Origin of the sequence: Microbacterium sp. 2216-1, from assembly GCF_046507855.1 — a bacterium.
GTDB classification, from domain to species: Bacteria; Actinomycetota; Actinomycetes; order Actinomycetales; family Microbacteriaceae; genus Microbacterium; species Microbacterium esteraromaticum_C.
In genome coordinates, this window is record NZ_JBKFTM010000001.1 from 846,251 (window position 1) to 865,270 (window position 19,020).

22 protein-coding genes are annotated in these 19,020 nt (G+C 67.6%); 8 read left to right on the plus strand and 14 right to left on the minus strand.

All coding sequences use genetic code 11. The features are described 5' to 3' along the window. Positions 1-26: 26 nt before the first annotated feature. Complete coding sequence (locus ACLD0U_RS03805) at positions 27-746, minus strand: ABC transporter ATP-binding protein (RefSeq protein ID WP_410339882.1); 720 nt, start codon at positions 744-746, stop codon at positions 27-29. Beyond that, complete coding sequence (locus ACLD0U_RS03810) at positions 743-1,336, minus strand: PadR family transcriptional regulator (protein WP_206550133.1); 594 nt, start codon at positions 1,334-1,336, stop codon at positions 743-745. Before ACLD0U_RS03810 ends, ACLD0U_RS03805 begins: the two co-directional genes overlap by 4 nt. 212 nt (positions 1,337-1,548) lie before the next feature. On the opposite strand from ACLD0U_RS03810, the gene secA reads away from it, so the two are divergent. Both secA and ACLD0U_RS03820 read left to right on the plus strand, forming a co-directional pair. After that, entirely contained in the window at positions 1,549-4,323 is a 2,775-nt protein-coding gene (gene secA / locus ACLD0U_RS03815) for a preprotein translocase subunit SecA (protein ID WP_206550132.1), read from the plus strand. A gap of 53 nt (positions 4,324-4,376) precedes the next feature. Next, complete coding sequence (locus ACLD0U_RS03820) at positions 4,377-5,600, plus strand: pyridoxal phosphate-dependent aminotransferase (RefSeq protein WP_224817579.1); 1,224 nt, start codon at positions 4,377-4,379, stop codon at positions 5,598-5,600. Here the strand turns inward: ACLD0U_RS03820 and ACLD0U_RS03825 are convergent. Together ACLD0U_RS03825 and ACLD0U_RS03830 are read right to left on the minus strand one after the other, a co-directional pair. Further along, the gene (locus tag ACLD0U_RS03825; protein ID WP_410339883.1) at positions 5,548-6,759 is read right to left on the minus strand and encodes a CpaE family protein; all 1,212 of its coding nucleotides are present in this window, start codon (positions 6,757-6,759) and stop codon (positions 5,548-5,550) included. The genes ACLD0U_RS03820 and ACLD0U_RS03825 overlap by 53 nt on opposite strands. Then, positions 6,756-7,370, minus strand: a complete 615-nt coding sequence (locus ACLD0U_RS03830) for an SAF domain-containing protein (RefSeq protein WP_274368726.1) — start codon at positions 7,368-7,370, stop codon at positions 6,756-6,758. The genes ACLD0U_RS03825 and ACLD0U_RS03830 overlap by 4 nt, the downstream gene beginning before the upstream one ends. A gap of 99 nt (positions 7,371-7,469) precedes the next feature. Between ACLD0U_RS03830 and ACLD0U_RS03835 the strand changes: the two genes are divergently transcribed. Continuing rightward, entirely contained in the window at positions 7,470-7,748 is a 279-nt protein-coding gene (locus tag ACLD0U_RS03835; protein ID WP_179411265.1) for a helix-turn-helix domain-containing protein, read from the plus strand. Between the two features lie 22 nt (positions 7,749-7,770). Here the strand turns inward: ACLD0U_RS03835 and ACLD0U_RS03840 are convergent, their stop codons facing one another. After that, the gene (locus ACLD0U_RS03840; protein WP_410339884.1) at positions 7,771-8,364 is read right to left on the minus strand and encodes a hypothetical protein; all 594 of its coding nucleotides are present in this window, start codon (positions 8,362-8,364) and stop codon (positions 7,771-7,773) included. Positions 8,365-8,489: 125 nt separating this feature from the next. Here ACLD0U_RS03840 and ACLD0U_RS03845 point away from each other — a divergent pair, with 125 nt between their 5' ends. Next, positions 8,490-8,912, plus strand: coding sequence for an Rv3235 family protein (locus tag ACLD0U_RS03845; protein WP_179411263.1), 423 nt, complete (start codon positions 8,490-8,492; stop codon positions 8,910-8,912). Positions 8,913-8,960: 48 nt separating this feature from the next. Next, positions 8,961-10,439, plus strand: a complete 1,479-nt coding sequence (locus ACLD0U_RS03850) for a sensor histidine kinase (RefSeq protein WP_410339885.1) — start codon at positions 8,961-8,963, stop codon at positions 10,437-10,439. A 74-nt stretch (positions 10,440-10,513) separates the two neighbouring features. Here ACLD0U_RS03850 and ACLD0U_RS03855 read toward each other — a convergent pair whose 3' ends face one another. Then, positions 10,514-10,762 carry a WhiB family transcriptional regulator gene (locus ACLD0U_RS03855; protein ID WP_071641453.1) on the minus strand — a complete coding sequence of 83 codons (249 nt, stop codon included), beginning with the start codon at positions 10,760-10,762 and terminating at the stop codon, positions 10,514-10,516. 199 nt (positions 10,763-10,961) lie between these two features. On the opposite strand from ACLD0U_RS03855, the gene ACLD0U_RS03860 reads away from it, so the two are divergent. Beyond that, positions 10,962-11,387 (plus strand): hypothetical protein, encoded by a 426-nt coding sequence (locus ACLD0U_RS03860; RefSeq protein WP_410339886.1) that lies wholly within the window; start codon positions 10,962-10,964, stop codon positions 11,385-11,387. A 47-nt stretch (positions 11,388-11,434) separates the two neighbouring features. On the opposite strand, the gene bcp is transcribed toward ACLD0U_RS03860, so the two are convergent. The 3 genes from bcp to aroA are packed head-to-tail and all read right to left on the minus strand — an operon-like array spanning position 11,435 to position 14,299. Further along, positions 11,435-11,911, minus strand: coding sequence for a thioredoxin-dependent thiol peroxidase (gene bcp / locus ACLD0U_RS03865; protein ID WP_410339887.1), 477 nt, complete (start codon positions 11,909-11,911; stop codon positions 11,435-11,437). A 25-nt stretch (positions 11,912-11,936) separates the two neighbouring features. Continuing rightward, positions 11,937-12,977 carry a ribosome small subunit-dependent GTPase A gene (rsgA, locus tag ACLD0U_RS03870; RefSeq protein WP_410339888.1) on the minus strand — a complete coding sequence of 347 codons (1,041 nt, stop codon included), beginning with the start codon at positions 12,975-12,977 and terminating at the stop codon, positions 11,937-11,939. Then, positions 12,974-14,299, minus strand: a complete 1,326-nt coding sequence (aroA, locus tag ACLD0U_RS03875; RefSeq protein ID WP_410339889.1) for a 3-phosphoshikimate 1-carboxyvinyltransferase — start codon at positions 14,297-14,299, stop codon at positions 12,974-12,976. Before aroA ends, rsgA begins: the two co-directional genes overlap by 4 nt. 160 nt (positions 14,300-14,459) lie before the next feature. Between aroA and ACLD0U_RS03880 the strand changes: the two genes are divergently transcribed. After that, the gene (locus ACLD0U_RS03880) at positions 14,460-15,053 is read left to right on the plus strand and encodes a sigma-70 family RNA polymerase sigma factor (protein WP_222445873.1); all 594 of its coding nucleotides are present in this window, start codon (positions 14,460-14,462) and stop codon (positions 15,051-15,053) included. Continuing rightward, entirely contained in the window at positions 15,050-15,295 is a 246-nt protein-coding gene (locus ACLD0U_RS03885) for a zf-HC2 domain-containing protein (RefSeq protein WP_179411256.1), read from the plus strand. The genes ACLD0U_RS03880 and ACLD0U_RS03885 overlap by 4 nt, the downstream gene beginning before the upstream one ends. On the opposite strand, the gene ACLD0U_RS03890 is transcribed toward ACLD0U_RS03885, so the two are convergent. The 5 genes from ACLD0U_RS03890 to ACLD0U_RS03910 are packed head-to-tail and all read right to left on the minus strand — an operon-like array spanning position 15,289 to position 18,915. Continuing rightward, entirely contained in the window at positions 15,289-16,146 is an 858-nt protein-coding gene (locus ACLD0U_RS03890) for a hypothetical protein (RefSeq protein WP_206550122.1), read from the minus strand. The two genes, ACLD0U_RS03885 and ACLD0U_RS03890, sit on opposite strands and share 7 nt — an antisense overlap. Next, the gene (locus ACLD0U_RS03895) at positions 16,139-16,690 is read right to left on the minus strand and encodes a hypothetical protein (RefSeq protein WP_179411254.1); all 552 of its coding nucleotides are present in this window, start codon (positions 16,688-16,690) and stop codon (positions 16,139-16,141) included. The genes ACLD0U_RS03890 and ACLD0U_RS03895 overlap by 8 nt, the downstream gene beginning before the upstream one ends. Beyond that, positions 16,683-17,294: a hypothetical protein gene (locus ACLD0U_RS03900; RefSeq protein WP_179411253.1), complete on the minus strand. Its 612-nt coding sequence runs from the start codon at positions 17,292-17,294 to the stop codon at positions 16,683-16,685. Before ACLD0U_RS03900 ends, ACLD0U_RS03895 begins: the two co-directional genes overlap by 8 nt. Positions 17,295-17,350: 56 nt before the next feature. Beyond that, complete coding sequence (locus tag ACLD0U_RS03905; RefSeq protein ID WP_206550120.1) at positions 17,351-18,616, minus strand: hypothetical protein; 1,266 nt, start codon at positions 18,614-18,616, stop codon at positions 17,351-17,353. Then, positions 18,616-18,915: a hypothetical protein gene (locus tag ACLD0U_RS03910; RefSeq protein WP_206550119.1), complete on the minus strand. Its 300-nt coding sequence runs from the start codon at positions 18,913-18,915 to the stop codon at positions 18,616-18,618. Before ACLD0U_RS03910 ends, ACLD0U_RS03905 begins: the two co-directional genes overlap by 1 nt. Positions 18,916-19,020 lie beyond the last annotated feature (105 nt).

Sequence of the window (19,020 nt, forward strand, 5' to 3'; positions counted from 1 at the left end):
TATCAGGTTCGGTCGGGCACGCCTGCTCATGCGCGGGCCGCCAGGATCGCATCCGTATCTTCGCGACGAGCTTCGTCGACGATGCGGCCGTCGCGCAGGTACACGATCCGATCGGCCCACGCCGCATGCCGCGCCTCGTGCGTGACCAGGATCCCGGCAGCGCCCGCGTCGATTCGTCCGCGAAGCATCCTCATTACCTGTTCCCCGGTGACCGAATCCAGCGCACCGGTCGGCTCGTCGGCCAGAATAAGGCGTCGCCCGCCGATGATCGCCCGGGCGATCGCCACCCGCTGCTGTTGGCCACCCGAGAGATCATCGGGGTAGGCGTTGCCGCGATCGGCTAGACCGACCAGATTCAGGGCGTCCCGCCCTGCTCTTCGAACTGTGCGCCGGTCGACGCCGTCGAGCTCCATCGGCAGGGTGACGTTCTCCATGGCCGTGAGGGTGGGGATCAGGTTGTAGTCCTGGAACACGAATCCCACCGCGCGGCGACGCAGCGCCGAGAGCTGGTCATGCTTCGCAGTGCTCAGGTGCTGGCCGTCGACCACCACCTCGCCGACTGTCGGTGCCTGTAGGCCGCCGGCGATGGACAGCAGTGTGGACTTGCCCGACCCCGAGGCGCCCATCACGGCCACGAGCTCGCCGGGGGCGACCTCCAGATCAATGCCGCTGACAGCGGAGACTGCGAGTTCGCCGACCCCGTACTGCTGCGATACGCCCATCATTCGCAGCACCGGCGCACTCATGAACGCGCCTTCGACGGGCGACCGCGCTTGGGGCGCTCAGCGGACAGCTGCAGTTGCAACACGTGCCCGGGATGCAGGCTGAGCCGCTGCTCGGTGTGGTCGAGCCAGCGCACCTCCGCCTCGGCAGCGAAGATCATCGAGTCCACCACCAGCGACCAGGCCAGCTCCTCCGGCCCGTCCGGGTCGGAACCCGCGTACTTCGCGCGGTTGAGTTCCTGCAGCTGCGCGAGCGACGCGCGTCGCTGCTTGTGAATGACCGCGCTGACATCCACCCCGGGCAGAGTCGCTGCGACCGCCAGCTTGATCGCCAGCTCGTCACGGGTGCCGGTACCGCGCTGCACTGGAGATTCCAGCCACGCCTGCACCTCGAGCCGGCCGGCCCCGGTGATCTCGTAGTAGACGTGACCGAGGTCATCGGTATCGCCCTTCTCGACCAGGCCATCGCGTTCGAGTCTCTCCAGCGTGTTGTAGATCTGGCCGACGTTCAGTGGCCAGGTCGACCCGGTCCGTCGGTCGAACTCCGCGCGTAGCTGATAGCCGTAGCACGGCCCCTGATCGAGGATGGCGAGCAGGCTCTGGCGGACGGACATGATGCGCTCCGATCGTTTCCCGGTATTGCATTTCTGCGTATATGTATACGGGGAAACGTGCACGGGTGCAACAGTGTGGTGCGGGGCATCCGTTCGCCCTCAGCGTTCCCGAACGTGCCCATCCACAGCATCCGCCGCGCGTCGGCCGGTAGCATGGCACGGTATGTCCGGCGTGGAACGGTCGCCGGGCCGAACATCCAAGGGAGACATCCGTGGCGAATCCTCTCGAGAAGCTGCTGCGCGCCGGTGAAGGCCGCGTCCTCCGGCGCCTGAAGCAGGTCGTCAAGGCCGTGAACGCGCTGGAAGACGACTTCGAGAAGCTCACCGATGACGAGCTGCGCGGCGAGACCGCAGAGCTGCGCGCGCGCTATGAGAACGGCGCGACGCTCGACGAGCTGATGCCCGAGGCTTTTGCCGCGGTGCGAGAGGCCGGCAAGCGCACGCTGGGTATGCGCGCCTATGACGTCCAGCTCATGGGTGGTGCAGCCCTCCACCTCGGCAACATCGCCGAGATGAAGACCGGTGAGGGCAAGACCTTCACCGCTGTGCTGGCGATGTACCTCAATGCGATCCCCGGCAAGGGTGCGCACCTGGTCACGGTCAATGACTTCCTCGCGAGCTACCAGGCCGAGATCATGGGCCGTGTCTACCGCGCGCTTGGCATGACCACAGGCACGATCGTGTCGGGTCAGACGCCCGCCGTCCGGCGCGAACAGTACCTGTGCGACATCACGTACGGCACCAACAACGAGTTCGGCTTCGACTACCTGCGCGACAACATGGCGTGGCGACAGGAAGACCTCGTCCAGCGCGACCACCACTTCGTCATCGTCGACGAGGTCGACTCGATCCTCATCGATGAGGCACGCACCCCGCTGATCATCTCGGGGCCGTCCTCGGGAGAGGCCAACCGCTGGTTCACCGAGTTCGCCAAGATCGCCCGCACGCTTGAGGCCGGCGTCGACTACGAGGTCGACGAGAAGAAGCGCACGGTCGGCGTGCTCGAACCCGGCATCGAGAAGGTCGAGGACTACCTCGGAATCGACAACCTGTACGAGTCGGCGAACACACCGCTCATCTCGTTCCTGAACAACTCGATCAAGGCACTCGCGCTGTTCAAGAAGGACACCGACTACGTCGTGATGAACGACGAGGTCATGATCGTCGACGAGCACACCGGCCGCATCCTGGTCGGGCGACGCTACAACGAGGGCATCCACCAGGCCATCGAGGCGAAGGAGAACGTGCCGGTCAAGGCCGAGAACCAGACTCTCGCGACCGTCACGCTGCAGAACTACTTCCGCCTGTACGACAAGCTCGCCGGCATGACCGGTACGGCCGAGACCGAGGCTGCCGAGTTCATGTCGACCTACAAGCTGGGCGTCGTGCCGATCCCCACGAACCGGCCGATGATCCGCAAGGACCAGCCGGACCTCGTCTACAAGAACGAGCAGGTCAAGTTCGCCCAGGTCGTCGAGGACATCGCCGAGCGTCACGAGAACGGCCAGCCGGTGCTGGTCGGAACCGTCAGCGTCGAGAAGAGCGAGTACCTCTCGCGCCTGCTGGCGAAGAAGGGCATCAAGCACGAGGTGCTCAACGCCAAGAACCACGCGCGTGAGGCCGAGATCGTCGCCCTTGCCGGAAAGCTCGGCGCCGTGACCGTCGCCACCAACATGGCCGGTCGAGGCACCGACATCATGCTCGGTGGAAACGCCGAGTTCCTCGCCGTTCAAGAGCTGCGCGGCAAGGGGCTGGACCCCGAGGAGACGCCGGAGGAGTACGAGGCCGCGTGGGAGGAGACCTACGAGGCCATGAAGAAGAAGGTCTCGGAGGACGGCGAGCGCGTCGCCGAGGCCGGCGGCCTCTATGTGCTCGGCACCGAGCGCCACGAGTCCCGCCGCATCGACAACCAGTTGCGCGGACGCTCGGGCCGTCAGGGCGACCCCGGCGAGAGCCGCTTCTACCTCAGCCTCACCGACGACCTGATGCGCCTGTTCCAGTCGGGCGCGGCCGAGGCGATCCTGGCCCGCACGAACTTCCCCGACGACGTTCCGATCGAATCGGGCATGGTCAGCCGCGCCATCCGCAGCGCCCAGTCCCAGGTCGAGGCGCGCAACGCCGAGATGCGCAAGAACGTCCTCAAGTACGACGACGTGCTCAACCGTCAGCGCGAGGCGATCTACGCCGACCGCCGACAGATCCTGCACGGCGATGACATCGCTGACCGGGTGCGGCACTTCATCGAGGACGCCATCGCCGGCGTCGTCGACGACCACACGGCCGAGGGGCACGCGGAGAGCTGGGACTTCGACGCGCTCTGGACCGAGCTGAAGACGCTCTACCCGATGGACGTCACGATCGACGAGGTCGTCTCTGAGGCCGGTGACCGCAAGGGGGGGATCAGCGCGGAGGCTCTCAAGCGCGAGCTGCTCTCGGATGCCCTCGTCGCATACGAGAAGCGCGAGGAGACCCTCGGCGAGGCTGCCACGCGCGAGCTCGAGCGTCGTGTCGTTCTGCAGGTGCTCGACCGCCGCTGGCGCGACCACCTCTACGAGATGGACTACCTCAAGGACGGCATTGGCCTGCGGGCGATGGCCCAGCGCGACCCGCTGATCGAGTATCAGCGCGAGGGCTACGCGATGTTCCAGTCGATGATGGGGCAGATCAAGGAGGAGTCGGTCGGCTACCTCTACAACCTCGAGGTGCAGGTGCGCCGGGCCGGCGACGACCACACCGAGGTCGAGGCCAAGGGGCTCGTCGACTCGCAGCCCGAGCAGAAGCTGGAGTACTCGGCTCCCAACGATGCCGGCGATGTCGAGGTGCGCAACGAGCGCGGCCAGGTGCAGCGTGCCTCGACCGCGCGCGTGCGCGCGGCAGCCGATAGCGGCGACGCGCGTGGTGCCTTCGGCCAGGCGGCGGATGCTGGCGGCGAGGCCCCCGCGCAGAACCGCCAGCAGCGCCGGGCTCAGCAGCGCAAGAAGGACTGAGCCCCGAGGTAGCAGTGGACCGGGGCGCCCGCGCGCCCCGGTATCCTTGGCGGATGACCCGCCGCACACTGGACCAGTCCTCCAAGCTGAAAAACGTTCTCTACGAGATCCGCGGCAAGGCACTGGTCGAGGCGGCGCGACTGGAGTCCGAGGGGCACCAGATTCTCAAACTGAACACCGGCAACCCGGCGATCTTCGGATTCGAGGCTCCGCACCAGATCGTGCGCGATATGCTCGCCGCGTTGCCCAGCGCACATGGCTACAGCGACAGCAAGGGTGTGATCTCGGCGCGACGGGCCGTCGTCAGCCGCTACGAGCAGATCGAGGGCTTCCCGCGATTCGACCCCGATGATGTGTACCTCGGCAACGGGGTGTCCGAACTGATCACGATGGTGATGCAGGCACTGCTCGACGAGGATGATGAGGTGCTCATCCCCGCGCCGGACTACCCGCTGTGGACGGCGATGACCTCGCTCGCTGGCGGCACCCCGGTGCACTACCTGTGCGACGAGGAGAACGGCTGGCAGCCGGACCTCGAAGACATCCGCGCCAAGGTGACACCGAAGACCAAGGCGATCGTCATCATCAACCCGAACAACCCCACCGGCGCGGTGTACTCGCGCGAGGTGCTCGAGGGGATCGTGCAGATCGCTCGCGAGAACCAGCTGCTGCTGCTTTCCGACGAGATCTACGATCGCATCCTGTTCGACGACGTCGAGCACATTCCGACCGCAACGCTGGCGCCGGACCTGCTCTGCCTCACCTTCAACGGGTTGTCGAAGACCTATCGCGTGGCAGGGTACCGATCGGGCTGGATGGTCATCACGGGTCCGCGCTCGCATGCCAGGGGATTCCTGGAGGGCATCACGTTGCTCGCCTCGACGCGACTGTGCCCCAACGTGCCGGCCCAGCACGCCGTGCAGGCCGCCCTCGGCGGGGTGCAGTCCATCGACGCGCTCATCGCGTCGTCGGGGCGTCTGCACGAGCAGCGCGACATCGCGTGGCAGGGGCTGGATTCGATCCCCGGGGTCAGCTGCGTCAAACCTGAAGGCGCCCTGTACGCATTTCCGCGGCTCGATCCGAACGTGCATGAGATCCGCGACGACGAGAAGCTCGTGTACGACCTGCTGGTGTCCGAGAAGATCCTGCTCGTGCAGGGCACGGGCTTCAACTGGCCGACACCCGACCACCTGCGGTTCGTGACGCTGCCCGAAGCGCGCGTGCTCAGTGAGGCTGTCGAGCGGCTCGGGAACTTCTTGGCGAGCTACCGGCAGTAATTGGCGCCCGGACGTCGAGAGCGTTGGCAACCCGACGGACGGCGGCGACCAGCTGAGAGCGGGGAGCGACATCCGCGATCGCGCGTGCGTGCAGTGCAGCAGCGTCCGCAGCCCTGGCATCGTGCGGAACGAAGGCGACCTCATCGATGCCGGCGAAGCGTTCGAGAGTGCGGCGCACCTGGCCGCGCGCATCGATGCCGAGCGGACCGGGACGGACGCGGTTCGCCACGACGGTGACGGGCGTCCCACCGATCAGATGCCGCAGCTCGGCATGACCACGGATGAAGCGGCTCACTCCCAGTGGGTCGGCCGAGAGCACGGCCACCACTTCATCGGCGTCGAGCAGCGCCGCCGCTGTCGCCGCGTGGCGTGCCGGGGCACCGGGGTCGAGGGGATCATCGTCCTCGTCGAACTCGGCGGAGACATCGACCACGGTGTCCTCCGCCCACGTGCGACACACACTCAGGGTCGTTCGCAGACGGCCTGCGGCCAGCTCAGGCCATCGGCTTGGCCGATTCAACCCGCTGAGCACGTCGATAGTGCCGCCCGAGGTCTCGACCATCGACGCCAGACGCGTCAGCTCGGCGACGTCGAGGCTGCCCAGCTCGGCTCGTCGGCACGCCGCAGCGAGTCCCGGCGACTCGTCGCCCAGCCCGAGCTGCAGCGCCACCGAGGGTGCGACGCTGTCGGCATCCACGAGGGCGGTGCGCCGGCCCGCGCGAGCCAGCTCGACCGCGAGCTGGATCGCAACCGTCGTACGACCCGGCGCACCGTGCGGACCCCACACCGCGATCACGCGGGGCGGGCGATGCGGCGTGCAGTCGGCGGAAGCGGCGTCCGGCGGAGCCGACAGTGTCGCGACGATGTGCGCAGCGGGCGTGTCGTACGGCAGGGGAGCGGGGAGCCCGAACCGCGCAGCCAGACGCGAGTCGGCAGGTCCGATCGGCACAAGTCGCACGCCCGCGCGGTCGCAGGCCCCGACCAGATCTGCGGTGAGCAGGGTGCGACTCGGCGTCAGCAGAAGGGCATCGAAGGATGCGAGTGAGACAGCGGACAGCTCATCGGGGGAGACAGCGCGGACGTCGCACCCCTCCAGTTCGAGATCGGATGCCAGCATCCGGGCGTCGTCGTGCGCGATGGCGATGAGCACTGAGGTCATGAGCCCGCTCCGGCCGGTACGAGTGAGATCGCGTCGCCGCCGGTGAGAGCGGCGAGTACATCGGAGACCGCGCTGCGTTCGATGGCAAGCTCAACGTCGGTGCGGCTGTTCGACAGCATCCCGTCCTGCTCGGCGACGGTGACGACGACGGCATCGCCGACGAGGATCCTCGGCTCGTCGTATGTGCGTCCGTCCTCCTGCGCGGGGGCATGCCACACCTCGACCTTCGTCCCCGCGGTCATCCCCTCCGACACCGCCGTGCTGCCGACGACGATGGTGGTGAAGCGGGCATCCGCCGCGTCACCGACCGCGGAGCGGGGCAGCAGCTCGCCCTCGGGGATCGTGCGCATCGCGATCGACCCGGGCTCCAGGTCGTGTGGTGCCAGGTACTCGTCGCCGAGCGCGCCGAGGCTCACCTCGACGACCTGCAGATCCGCCGAGCCGATCGTGTCGCCGGGAACGACCGTGCGGGTGGTCTGCAGCATGGGCGCGGTCTGGCGAGAAGAAGAGACGAGCAGCCAGACGCCCGCGACGGAGACGATGACCAGGACGACGCCGATCACGAATCGGATATCGCCGAATACGGGCCTGCGGGCGCGGGAGTGCATCATGCAGACATCGTCACAGATTCCGCGGGCGTGGCAGAAAAGTTATCCACATGCCCGCGTTCCCGCTGTGCCGCGACCCGCTGGTGGGGGGAGAATGAGAGCATGCCCGAAGCATCCGATCCCGCACCTCGCTTCCTCGCGCCCGCGCAGGTCGCTGAGTTGCTGAGCATCGAGGTCGATGACGTGGTCGCGCTTGTGCACGAGGGGCAGTTGCGCGGGGCGCAGCTCGGCTCGCCTCCGCGCTGGCGCATCGAAGAATCCAGCATCGCCGAATACCTGGCCGCGCAGTCCGAGGAGGCACGGCGCATGGCGCTGTGGCGACAGGCGGACGAAGCCAGCTTTCCCGAGGTGTGGGGCACCACGCCGTTCCGTCGCAACTGACGATCGTCCGTGGCGGCGTCGCTCACACGACGCCGCTCGCGCTCTCCAAACGCACCCAGGCGAGGGCAGCGAACGGAATGCTGCGGAACCCGCGCACGGCGCGTGTTCGGCGGGGCTCACCCACGTCGTGCACCGCGAGGTCGAGGTGATCGGCGCCGGCTCGATCAATCGTGCCCTGCACCGGGTCCGCATCCCCGCGACCGATCGTCACCGGGGTGCGACGGCGCGCGACATCGCGCAACACGAACCCGAACGTCATGCGCTCGCGCAGACCCGCCTCGCCGTGCGCGGGTGACAGGCTCGACAGCAGTACGCCGTGGTCGCTGCCGATGGTGGTGACGGCGCTCAACGGCACCAGGCGCAGACGAGGGTCGCCGCTCGCACTCACCCCGACCCAGTCAGCACCCATCACGCGAAGCACAGCATCCCAGTGCTCGCCGCCGGTCAGTTCCAGCAGGACGCGGTTCTCGCCCGCGGTCATCGATCGCAGCCGGTCGTGCAGGGTGAGCTTGGAGATCCGCAGCCGCTCGGACTCGGCATCCAAGGCGGCGCGCTCGGACTCCCACTCCGCAGCGAGCTGTCCTTCGAGGTCATCGAAGAGGTGATCCCATTCCACGGGAACGACAGTAGGCCACCGGCGCCGCGCGCGGTTGAGTTATCCACAGATCTGCGGGGGCGGGTTCCGTGATCGAGGGGGACGTGTTCTACTTTCTGGGACGTTCGCTACGCACGATTGCATCGATGACCAGCTGTATCTGGGGGGACCACGAGATGACGACGACGTTGAGTGAGTACTTCGCTCCACAACCCACCTCGGTCAGCGAACTCCCCGATCCCACCACGCTGCTGCACAGCCTCACCTACGGAGTGCTCGAGGTGCTCGCGGGAGTGCGCGAGGTCGATCAGCTGGCCCGGTGGTTCGGCGAAGAAGCATTCCGCAACCTGGTGAAGCGCGCCAATCTCGCGGCGCGGGCGCGCAGCGCGCGCGGACTCAGCCCGACGCGACCGAGCTACCAGATCCTGTCCGTGCACCAGAGCTCGCCCACTGACAATGCCGTCGAGGCCGCGGTGGTCGTGGCCGGGCCCGGGCGCACCCGTGCCGTCGCGATCCGCCTCGAGGGGCTCGACGGGCGCTGGCGGGCTGCGTCGCTCGCGGTCCTGTGAGCTGTCGCCGAACGCGGGCGGTGGGGCGCCGACCAGTAGGCTGAACGGGTGTCAACACTCAGCGATCTCGTTCACGCTCAGGGGCGTCTGACCGACGCCGACGTCGAATGGCTGCACCGGCTGGCCGGTGACGGTCAGCTGCTGGCCGACCTCGCGTCGGCCGACATGGTGATCTGGGTCGAGACCCCCGATGGCTCGTTCATCGCCGTCACCCACTCGAGGCCCAGCGGCGCCGCAACCCTCTTCTACCGGGATCTGGTCGGTGAGAAGGTGAGGCCGCAGTGGCGCACCCAGGTGCAGGCGGCCTTCGAATCCGGTGCGATCGTGGACTCCTCCTCGCCGGACTGGTTCGAGGAGACGCCGACGCGTGTGCGTGCCGTCCCGATCATGCGTTCGCAGGGGTCGAGTGAGGGGACGATCATCGGCGTGCTGACCAGGCACACGAACCTCGGTGAGGTGCGTACGCCGTCCCGGCAGCAGATCAGCTTCGACGAATGCGCCAACGACCTCTTCCACATGATCTCCACGGGGGAGTTCCCCGATCTTGCGGCGCCGACGGCGCCCCGACGCGGCGCGCCGCGGGCATCCGACGGCCTCATCCGTCTCGATGTCGACGGCATCACCACGTTCGCGAGTCCCAACGCGCTGTCGGCATTCAACCGGATGGGGTTCGACGACGAGTTGGAGGGGGAATCACTCGCCGAGGTGACCACTCGGATCGTGCCGCCGTCGCGCCAGGTCGACGAGTCGCTGCCCGTGGTCGTGACCGGCCGTGCGCCGTGGCGCACCGACATGGAGGCGCGCGGCGTCACCGTGTCTTTGCGGGCCATCCCGCTCAAGGACCACGGCACACGCATCGGTGCGATCGTGCTGTGCCGCGACGTGTCCGAGCTGCGTCACCAGGAACAGGAGTTGATCACCAAGGACGCGACGATCCGCGAGATCCACCATCGCGTCAAGAACAACCTGCAGACGGTGGCGTCGCTGCTGCGCATCCAAGCGCGCCGCACACACTCCGAAGAGGCGCGTGAGGCGCTGACGCAGGCGATGCGGCGCGTGGAGTCGATCGCCGTTGTGCACGACACCCTTGCCAGCGGGCTGGCGCAGACCGTCGATTTCGACGAGGTGTTCGACCGCGTGCTGAAGCTGGTTGCAGAGGTGGCCTCCGCGCCGAACACGCGTGCCCGCACGCAGCGTGAAGGTCGTTTCGGTGTGCTGCCGAGCGAATACGCGACGCCGCTCGCGCTCGCACTGACCGAAGTGGTCACGAACGCTGTCGAGCACGGCCTGTCAGGACAGGAAGGGGTCGTGAGCATCGAGGCGACCCGCACCGCAGAGCACCTGCGCGTGACCGTCACCGATTCAGGGCATGGTCTGCCGGAGGGGCGCGTGGGCCAGGGGCTGGGGACGCAGATCGTGCGCACTCTTATTCAGGGTGAGCTCAGCGGCACCATCGAATGGAAGGGCGCTGAGGGCGAGGGTACCCAGGTGATCATCGACATCCCGATGCGGTGGATCGTCGCCTGAGCACCGTCCGCTCGACGTGAACGACGAAGCGCCGGACCCCCGAGGGGTGTCCGGCGCTTCGTATGAGCTCGGTGTCAGCCGGCGCGGCGGGCGCGGGCAGCGCGGCGCTTGAGTGCGCGACGCTCGTCTTCGGAAAGACCGCCCCACACGCCCGAGTCCTGGCCGGACTCCAGGGCGTACTGCAGGCAGATCTCGGTGACGGTGCACGTGGCGCAGACCGCCTTCGCCTTCTCGATCTGGTCGACGGCGGGCCCGGTGTTCCCGACGGGGAAGAACAGTTCGGGGTCGACGGTCAGGCAGGCGGCTTTGTCGCGCCAATCCATAGGTTGCTCCTCTGAGGGGTTCGGTGTGGTCACCGCGTCTGCGGTGGGTGAGTTAGGGAGCAGATCGGGTGGTCGGCTACCCTGGTCATGCAGGCAACAGCCCGCCCCACTCCGATGTGGGAGCACATGGCTTTGTCTATTCTGTTACAGAAGTAAGCTGAGATCAAGGGTTTTCAGACAACTCTTGGAAGGAGTTCGTGTGCGCCCTTCCGGCCCCGCCATCCTCGCCGCGATCGTCCTGGCCGTGGAAGGCCTCGCGCTGACCGCCGTCGCGCTGTTCGAGCTGTTCGCCCTCGGGTCGAGAGGTGCGGCATCCACCACGAGCGCGATCGCGCTGATCGTGCTGACGCTGATCACCGCTCTCGCACTGTGGGCCTTCGCTGTCGGCACCCTGCGTCGCGCCTCCTGGGCGCGTTCGGGTGGCATCGTCATTCAGGTGCTCGGGCTGGCTCTCGCCCTGGCGTCCCTGACGGTCGAGCCGCGGATCTGGCTTTTCACACTCGGTGTCGGCGGAACCGCGCTGGTGGGGCTGATCGTGTTGATCTCGGCGACACGACGCGACGGTGAGTCCGATCCCCGGCTGCCGTCGGTCGATCCGGGGCGGCGCGCCGACGACGAGAAATGATCTGTGTCAGGCGCCGCAGCGCCTGACACAGGAATCGGTGCAGACGATCAGGCGTCGATGCCGAGCGTCTTGCGCAGCCGGGCGACGTGTCCGGTCGCCTTCACGTTGTACTGCGCGTGGGTGATCACACCCTGTTCGTCGATGACGAACGTCGAACGGATCACGCCCTCGACGACCTTGCCGTAGTTCATCTTCTCGCCCCAGGCGGCATATGCGCTGTGGACGGAGTGGTCGGGGTCACTGAGCAGCTCGAACGTCAGCTGATCCCGCTCGCGGAACGCCTGCAGCTTCTCCGGGATGTCGCGCGAGACGCCCAGCACCGTGTATCCGGCGCTCTGCAGCGACGAGATGCTGTCGCGGAAGTCGCACGCCTGCGTCGTGCATCCGGGCGTCATCGCGGCCGGGTAGAAGTACAGGATCACCTTCGTGCCGCGCAGCGACGACAGGCTGACGGTCGTGCTGTGTTGGTCGAGCAGGGCGAAATCGGGGGCGGGGGTACCGGGTTCCAGGCGCGCGTTCGTCACACACTCACCCTATCCGCCCCGCCGTTCAGCCGCCGAACGTGGTCAACAGGCGCTGCAGCGAATCCAGGCGTGCCCGGCCCGTCTCGCTGAGTGATCCGTCGGCAACCGCCTCATTGAGCGCACAGTCGACGGCATCCGCCAGGTGTGTGCATCCGCGGGGGCAGTGCTCGGCGATCTGCGCGAGATCGGTGTACGCCGCGAAGATGTTCGCCGGGTCGACATGTCCGAGTCCGAAGGAGCGTACGCCCGGGGTATCGATCACCCAGCCGCTGCCCTCGGGGGCGCGGTACCGCAGCGAGACCGTCGACGAAGAGGTGTGCCGACCGCGTCCGGTGACTTCGTTGACGTGGCCCGTCGCGCGGCGCGCCTCGGGCACGAGAGCGTTCACGAGCGTCGACTTACCCACCCCGGAATGACCGACGAAGACGGTGGAATGCCCGACCAGCTCGGCACCGATCTCGTCGACGGGCATCTGACCGCGCGCGCTGGTGAACACCGTGAGATCGAGGCCGTCGAAGTGGGTGAGGAACTCCGCAGGATCGGCCAGGTCGGTCTTGGTCACCGCGAGAAGAGGGCGGATGCCGGCATCCAACGCTGCGACGAGGTAGCGGTCGACGAGTCGGGCACGGGGCTCGGGGTCGGCTGCGGCGACCACGACGAGCATCTGGTCGGCATTCGCGACGATCACCCGCTCGACCTGGTCGGTGTCGTCCGCGCTGCGCCGCAGTAGCGACGTGCGATCGCGGAGCCCGACGATGCGCGCGAGGGTGCCGTCCGCGCCGGACGTGTCACCAACGACACGGGCCCTGTCGCCGGTGACGATCGGGGTACGGCGCAGCTCGCGGGCGCGCGCCGCCGTCACCGTGCGCTCATCCGGGCCGTCCTCGTCGATCAGGACGCTGTAGCGGCCCCGGTCGACTCCGAGGACACGTCCGATCCGGGCATCCTCATGCGCCGGACGGCGCTTGGTGCGGGGGCGATTGGCCTTCGGGTTCGGGCGCATGCGGATGCTGCTCTCGTCGAAGTCCTCGACATCGTCGAGTTCGTCGTCGCCCAGCCAGCTCACGCGATGGCGCCCTTCAGCATGCGCTCCCACAGCAGGGTGAACTCCGGCAGCGTCTTCGCGGTCGTGCCGATGTCGTCGATCTCGACGCCGGGAACCCGCAGTCCGATCAGCGCGCCCGTCGTGGCGATGCGGTGGTCGTGGTGCGCGCGCCACGTGCCGCCGTGCAGCGGCCGGGGAATGATGCGCAGACCATCCGGCAGCTCCTCGGCCTCGCCGCCCAGTTCGCGCAGGTTGCCGATCAGTGCGGCGATCCGGTCGGTCTCATGGGTGCGGATGTGCCCGACGCCGCGGATGGTCGTCGGGGCATCGGCGAACGCCGCCAGGCCGACGATGGTCGGTGTCAGCTCGCTCGCGGCCGACAGATCGAGCTCGAGCCCGCGGATGCGGTCGCCGGCGCGGACGGTCAGCGCCCCTGAATGCCGGCTGCTGTGCGCTCCCAGCGCATGCAGGATGTCGGGCAGCAACGCGCCGGGCTGCGTGGAGTGCAACGGCCAGTCGCTGACCGTGACATCGCCGCCCGTGATCATCGCCGCGGCCAGGAACGGGGCTGCGTTCGATAGGTCGGGTTCAATCGCCACGTCCTTGCCGCGCGGGGTGCCGGCCTCGACGAGCCACTCGCCGACGGCGGGGCGCTCGATGCGGATGCCGCGGCGGCTGAGGCACTCGATCGTCATGTCGATGTGCGGCACGCTCGGCAGTGTGCTGCCGGTGTGCACCAGGTGCAGTCCGACGTCGAACTTGGGCGCGGCCAGCAGGAGGCCTGAGATGAACTGGCTCGACCCGGAGGCATCGATCTCGACCCTGCCGCCTCGGATGCGGCCGTGACCGCGTACCGTGAACGGCAACGACCACGTGCCGCTGTCGTCGACGTCGATGCCAAGGTCGCGCAGTGCCGAGATCATGGCGCCCATCGGACGGTGCAGGGCGTTCTCATCCGCGGTGAGATGCACGTCTTTGTCGGCGATGCCCGCGAGCGGCGCGATGAAGCGCATCACGGTACCGGCCTGTCCGCAATCGATGGTGATCCCGCCGGTCAGTGGCGCCGGCGTGACCAGCAGGTCAGGGCCGAACTCGCCGTCCGAGGGCACCTCTTCGACGCCTACACCCAGCGAGCGCAATGCGTCGACCATGCGGCGCGAGTCGTCGGAGTGCAACGGCCGCAGCAGACGGCCGGGGCCATCTGCGATCGCAGCGATCATCAGTTCGCGATTGGTGAGGGACTTCGAGCCCGGGATGGTGACGGACGCGTGCACGGGCAGGGCGACGTCCGGCGCGAGGTACGCGCCGCGCGCCGGTGCGGGGGAATACCGTTGAGTGCTCATCGGTTCTTAGCCTAGTGAAGCCTGTGACATCGGGAGCGGAGGGTGACGAATGACGGCGATTCTCGCGCGTGAGCACGTCGGCACAGATGAGCACGTCGGCACAGATCTGAGCGCCGATGGTCCGGACAGCGCGCACTCCGCGCGCCTAGACTTGCCCGTGATGGACGACACAGCATCCGATGACGCTCGGCGCGACTTCCAGGAGCAGGCGATCCCCTACATGGATCAGCTCTATGCGGCCGCGATGCGCATGACGCGCAATCCGGCCGACGCCGCCGACCTGGTGCAGGAGACGTTCGTGAAGGCGTACGGCGCATGGTCGTCGTTCTCGCAGGGCACGAACCTCAAGGCCTGGCTGTACCGCATCCTCACAAACACCTACATCAACATCTATCGCAAGAAGCAGCGTGAGCCGTTCCAGGGAACGATCGACGACCTCGAGGACTGGCAACTCGGCGGCGCGGAATCGACCACCGCCACTCGCAGCCGCTCGGCCGAGGCCGAGGCGATCGATCGGATGCCGGCCTCCGCAGTCAAGGACGCGCTGCAGGAGGTTCCTGAGGACTTCCGCCTGGCCGTGTACCTGGCCGATGTCGAGGGCTTCGCCTACCAGGAGATCGCCGACATCATGAAGACCCCCATCGGCACCGTGATGAGCCGTCTGCACCGTGGCAGGCGGATGCTACGGGAGCTGTTGGCCGACTACGCCGCCGAGCGAGGTATCGCGGCGGCTGAACCGAGGAGCAGGAAATGAGCGATTGCGGCTGTGAGAAGGCACGCCAGGATCTGGAGGAGTTCCTCCGCAACGAGATCTGTGCGACCCAGCACTCCGACATTCGAGAGCACCTGGACAACTGCCATTCCTGCCAGGATGAAGCTCTGGTCGCCAAGACCCTGACCGAGGTCGTGGCCCGCGCGTGCAAGGAGACCGCACCCGAGGAACTGCGTGAGCAGGTCTTCGCCCGTCTGCGGATCGTGCAGAGCACGGCTCACTGAGCGGCGGAGTCCGCCCGCTGCGGTGCCGGGATCCAGCGCTGCGTCTCGAGGTCGACCAGGTAGGCACCCGGCACTGATTCCGGGGCCGAGTCCGAGGTGGGGTTGCCCTCGGCCGCGAACGACTCGATCGCTGAGGAGCGCAGCGCCCGCAGCGCAGCGATGTCCGCACCACGGGATGTGAGCCGGGCCGGAAGCCCGGTGATCAGCCGTTCGCGTTCGGCGGCCACCTCAGGTGCGACCTCGAGGTACGCCGAACGATATGCGGTGTCCATGCGAATGGTCGCCTCGCGGTCCCTGGCCCGACCGATGAGCATCAGAATCAGGGAGATCAGGGCGAGCCCCCCGCCCAGCAGGAACAGTAGCAGCGCCGTGCCCGTGGAGGTGGCGACGCCGATGCCGGTCGCCACGGCCAGCAGCCCGAACGCCAGCGACATCTGAAGCACGACGTTCTGAGCGACCGGTCGCAGACCGGTGGCGAGCACGGCGACGAGCAGGGCCGCTCCGACGACCGCGGCGGCCACCGCCGCAGGCAGTGTCGACGCAACCGTGTCGAGGCGATAGGCGTTGAGCAGGCCCAGCGGCGCCGTGGCCGCGAAGAGCAGGATCAGGATCAGGATGGTGATCGCTCCACTGCGCGGCGCACGAGGACCGTAATGCTCGCGCAGCACCTCCTTGACGCGGCCTCGCGCGCGGTGGCAGAGCTGATAGCTCTCGCGGATGAGATCGTTGGCGAGATCGCGCTGGCCGGCGGCGGCGAAGACGGCAGCCTCGATATCGGTGGCGGATGCTGTCGCCGGCGTGCTGCGCTGCAGCGCAGCACGGACATCCGAGACGGACGGCTGGTCAGTCATGGAGCTCCAATGTGCAGAGGACCTGTTCCGCGCGTGCCTGGGCGATGATTGCCCCGGCGGGACTGAGCGGCGAGAGCTTTGCGACGACGAGACGACCTGCGATCGTCATGATGTACGCCGTTGTGACGGACGTCAGCAGGTGCACCTCGCCATCATCGGCGGGGCCGTTGTCGGCGACCAGCGTGCTGACGCGCCAGGCGGGGGCGCCGTGCAGGTGGAACTCGACGACGCTCGGCTCCCATGCACCGGGTGTCAGCGCAGCTGCCAGCGCGAGAGCCCGCCCGGCCTGCACGATGGGCTCGGCCTCGGTCGCGACGAGGGTCAGTGCCGCGTAGAGCTCGGCCACGGGGTCGGCGTGCAGCAATACGAGGCCGCCGTCGCTGGCCTCACGCGCCTGAAGCGACAGCTCCGCGGCGAGGAGCAGATGCTCCTGCTGGGTCTGCGGCCGCGCACCCAACAGAGCGAGCACCCACTCATCAGCGTGGTCGCGGTCGGGGACGAGCGACCAGAATGAAGGATTCGGAGCCGCGGACAGCTCAGGCATCCCTCCTCCAGCGCACAGTCGAGACGATCGAATCGCTCAGCATCGTCATGGCCGCCATCGGCTCGTCATCGACGGCCACACCGTCAGCACCTCTGAGAATGCTCGTGCGCAGAACCAGGCCGACTGCGGGGTGTCCTGGTACGGCCAGCATGTAGTTGATGCCATGCACCTCGACCGTACCGTCGTCGACGGGGACCTTGCCGTCCTCCGTCCAGCGCAGGATCGTTCCATCCGGATCGAGCAGACCCGCTTTGCGGGTCCTGATCAGCTGGGCGCCTAGATCCTGGATCGATCGGCTGCTGGGGGAGCGGAGCCATGAGGCGACGATCGACATCGGCACATAACTGTCCGCCGAGACATCGCTCTGCGTGAAGACCCGGATGATCTCCGCTCGCGTGGCGCGCTCAGCGGCATCCTCCAACAGGATGCGCAGGCTGCTCCGAACCGCCGCTCTCGAAGTCGCAGGCAGAGCGACGAGCGAGGCCTCGACCGCATCGTGCATCTCGCCGAGGTCCCCCGTGCCGGAGGTCCATCCGTCAGGGAGCAGCAATGCGAATGCCGGAAGTGCGCCGTTCGTGCCGATCAGCTCAGCGCGCAGCGACACGGCGCATCACCTGTCCTTCGATTGACATCACCTTCAGCGTACCCGGAGTGCGGGCCTCAGCCACGACCGACGCCGAACGACTGCGCGGCGCTGATGCCGGGGAGCACGGTCTGCTTGTAGGCCTCTGCGGTGCCGAGCAGACTCTCGGTCAGTGTCTGCGGCGCGGTGCCAGGGGCGAAGCCGGCCAGAGCCTGCCACCCGCCTCGCCAACTGCCGACGAGGTCGGTGGTCTCAACGATCGCCCGTGGCGTGAACCAGGGGCGGAACAGCAGATTGCGGGTGTTCGTGCCGTGCCGGGTGATATCCCAGACGTCCGGGAACCGGCGCGCCAGGGCGCCGTCGATCGCCTTGATCCCTTTGATCCCGTCGGTGTACTCGGAGAACGCGAGACGCACACCACCGGTGAGGCGGGGGAAACGCGCTCCATCAGCGGCGAAGTCGGCGAGTCTGCCCAGTTTCGCGAACTTGCCGAATGGGATGATCCCGACGCCGGCAAGGACTACTTCCTGCACGCTGCCGCGCCCGTTCATCAGCCGGGCTACCTCGCCCAGCAACGAGAGGACTCCGGCCACGGCGGCGAGTGCTCCGGCGATCAGGGCGATGGGCCCGGTGAAGACGAAAGCGACGATGACCAACGCGATGCCCACCCACATCAGCACCGTGAGTGCGCCTTCGATGAACGGCATCGCGTCGTCCCAGAACCCGTCCGACACCCCGTTCTCGTTGGTGTCCTCCAGCTCGGTGAGCGCAGTGTCATAAGCCCTCTCCCAGGTCACGGCCGGAGCGTCGTACTGCGTTCGATAGGTCTCGAACGCGCCGAGCGCGCTGTCGAACGACGCCTGCTCGGCCGAGGTGTCCGGCCGGGTGCGCGTCGGATCATCTTCGTACCGCGTCTCGATGTCGTACTGGTCCTGCTCGTACTCCGCGGAGCTGAGCCGGCGCGAGGCGGCGTTCACCTCATCCCAGGCGGATCTCGCCGCCACCGCGACACCGTTCGTGGAGCTCTGCGCGGTGCGCAGCGCGTTGGCATAGGCGATCAGAGCACTGCCGCTGGGTGCGTACCGATCCCCCGCGATCGCGAGGTCGGAATGGACTTCGCTCGCCTGATCGCGGATCGCCTGGAAGGAGGCGCCCTTGCCGACAGTGCCGTCGGCGAAGAGCTGGAGCGTCCTCGCCGCGGAGCGCATCATCTCACCGAGCTGCTCGATGTCCTGACCGCGTGCACGGATCGTGGTGGGATCGCCGTCTATCTCGCGGATGTGGAACCCCGAGTTCGTCCGGGGCATGTCATCGGCTTGGTAGTAGTGACCATCGTGCCCCATCAGCTCTCCTTCGCGGCGGAAGCCAGTTCGACGTCGAGCTCTTCCCAAGCAGCCTTCGTCTCATCGATGCGCTTCTTCATCTCCTCGAGGTGGCGACGCTGGGTCTCACGCTTGTCATTCCAGGCTGCCTCGAACTCCCCGGCCGCTGTCGCGAGCCGTCGGTCCTGATGCGGCGAGCCGATCGCGGCCTCCAGTGCGGCTGTCTTGTCGCCCGCGCTCTCGTACTCACTGATGATGCTGCCCAGAACAGAGCTCAGCTCGGCCATCGAATCCAGCGGAATCGCAATATCGTCGCCCATGCTCACACACCCTTCCGGCTCAATCCTAGAAGCACGGGCCGGAGACGCGAGATGGGGAGATCTACCCATGCACGCCGCGCGCACTCCCCGGTCGGGACGGAGCTT

Coding starts and splice junctions, on each gene's coding strand:
- ACLD0U_RS03905 (WP_206550120.1), bottom strand. CDS start 18,616: ATGGGGCACGATGGTCACTACTACCAAGCCGATGACATGCCCCGGACG.
- ACLD0U_RS03845 (WP_179411263.1), top strand. CDS start 8,490: ATGACCAGCTGTATCTGGGGGGACCACGAGATGACGACGACGTTGAGT.
- ACLD0U_RS03890 (WP_206550122.1), bottom strand. CDS start 16,146: ATGACTGACCAGCCGTCCGTCTCGGATGTCCGTGCTGCGCTGCAGCGC.
- ACLD0U_RS03820 (WP_224817579.1), top strand. CDS start 4,377: ATGACCCGCCGCACACTGGACCAGTCCTCCAAGCTGAAAAACGTTCTC.
- ACLD0U_RS03805 (WP_410339882.1), bottom strand. CDS start 746: ATGAGTGCGCCGGTGCTGCGAATGATGGGCGTATCGCAGCAGTACGGG.
- ACLD0U_RS03825 (WP_410339883.1), bottom strand. CDS start 6,759: ATGACCTCAGTGCTCATCGCCATCGCGCACGACGACGCCCGGATGCTG.
- ACLD0U_RS03810 (WP_206550133.1), bottom strand. CDS start 1,336: ATGTCCGTCCGCCAGAGCCTGCTCGCCATCCTCGATCAGGGGCCGTGC.
- ACLD0U_RS03885 (WP_179411256.1), top strand. CDS start 15,050: ATGAGCGATTGCGGCTGTGAGAAGGCACGCCAGGATCTGGAGGAGTTC.
- ACLD0U_RS03855 (WP_071641453.1), bottom strand. CDS start 10,762: ATGGATTGGCGCGACAAAGCCGCCTGCCTGACCGTCGACCCCGAACTG.
- aroA (WP_410339889.1), bottom strand. CDS start 14,299: ATGAGCACTCAACGGTATTCCCCCGCACCGGCGCGCGGCGCGTACCTC.
- ACLD0U_RS03895 (WP_179411254.1), bottom strand. CDS start 16,690: ATGCCTGAGCTGTCCGCGGCTCCGAATCCTTCATTCTGGTCGCTCGTC.
- ACLD0U_RS03910 (WP_206550119.1), bottom strand. CDS start 18,915: ATGGGCGACGATATTGCGATTCCGCTGGATTCGATGGCCGAGCTGAGC.
- ACLD0U_RS03830 (WP_274368726.1), bottom strand. CDS start 7,370: ATGATGCACTCCCGCGCCCGCAGGCCCGTATTCGGCGATATCCGATTC.
- ACLD0U_RS03835 (WP_179411265.1), top strand. CDS start 7,470: ATGCCCGAAGCATCCGATCCCGCACCTCGCTTCCTCGCGCCCGCGCAG.
- ACLD0U_RS03880 (WP_222445873.1), top strand. CDS start 14,460: ATGGACGACACAGCATCCGATGACGCTCGGCGCGACTTCCAGGAGCAG.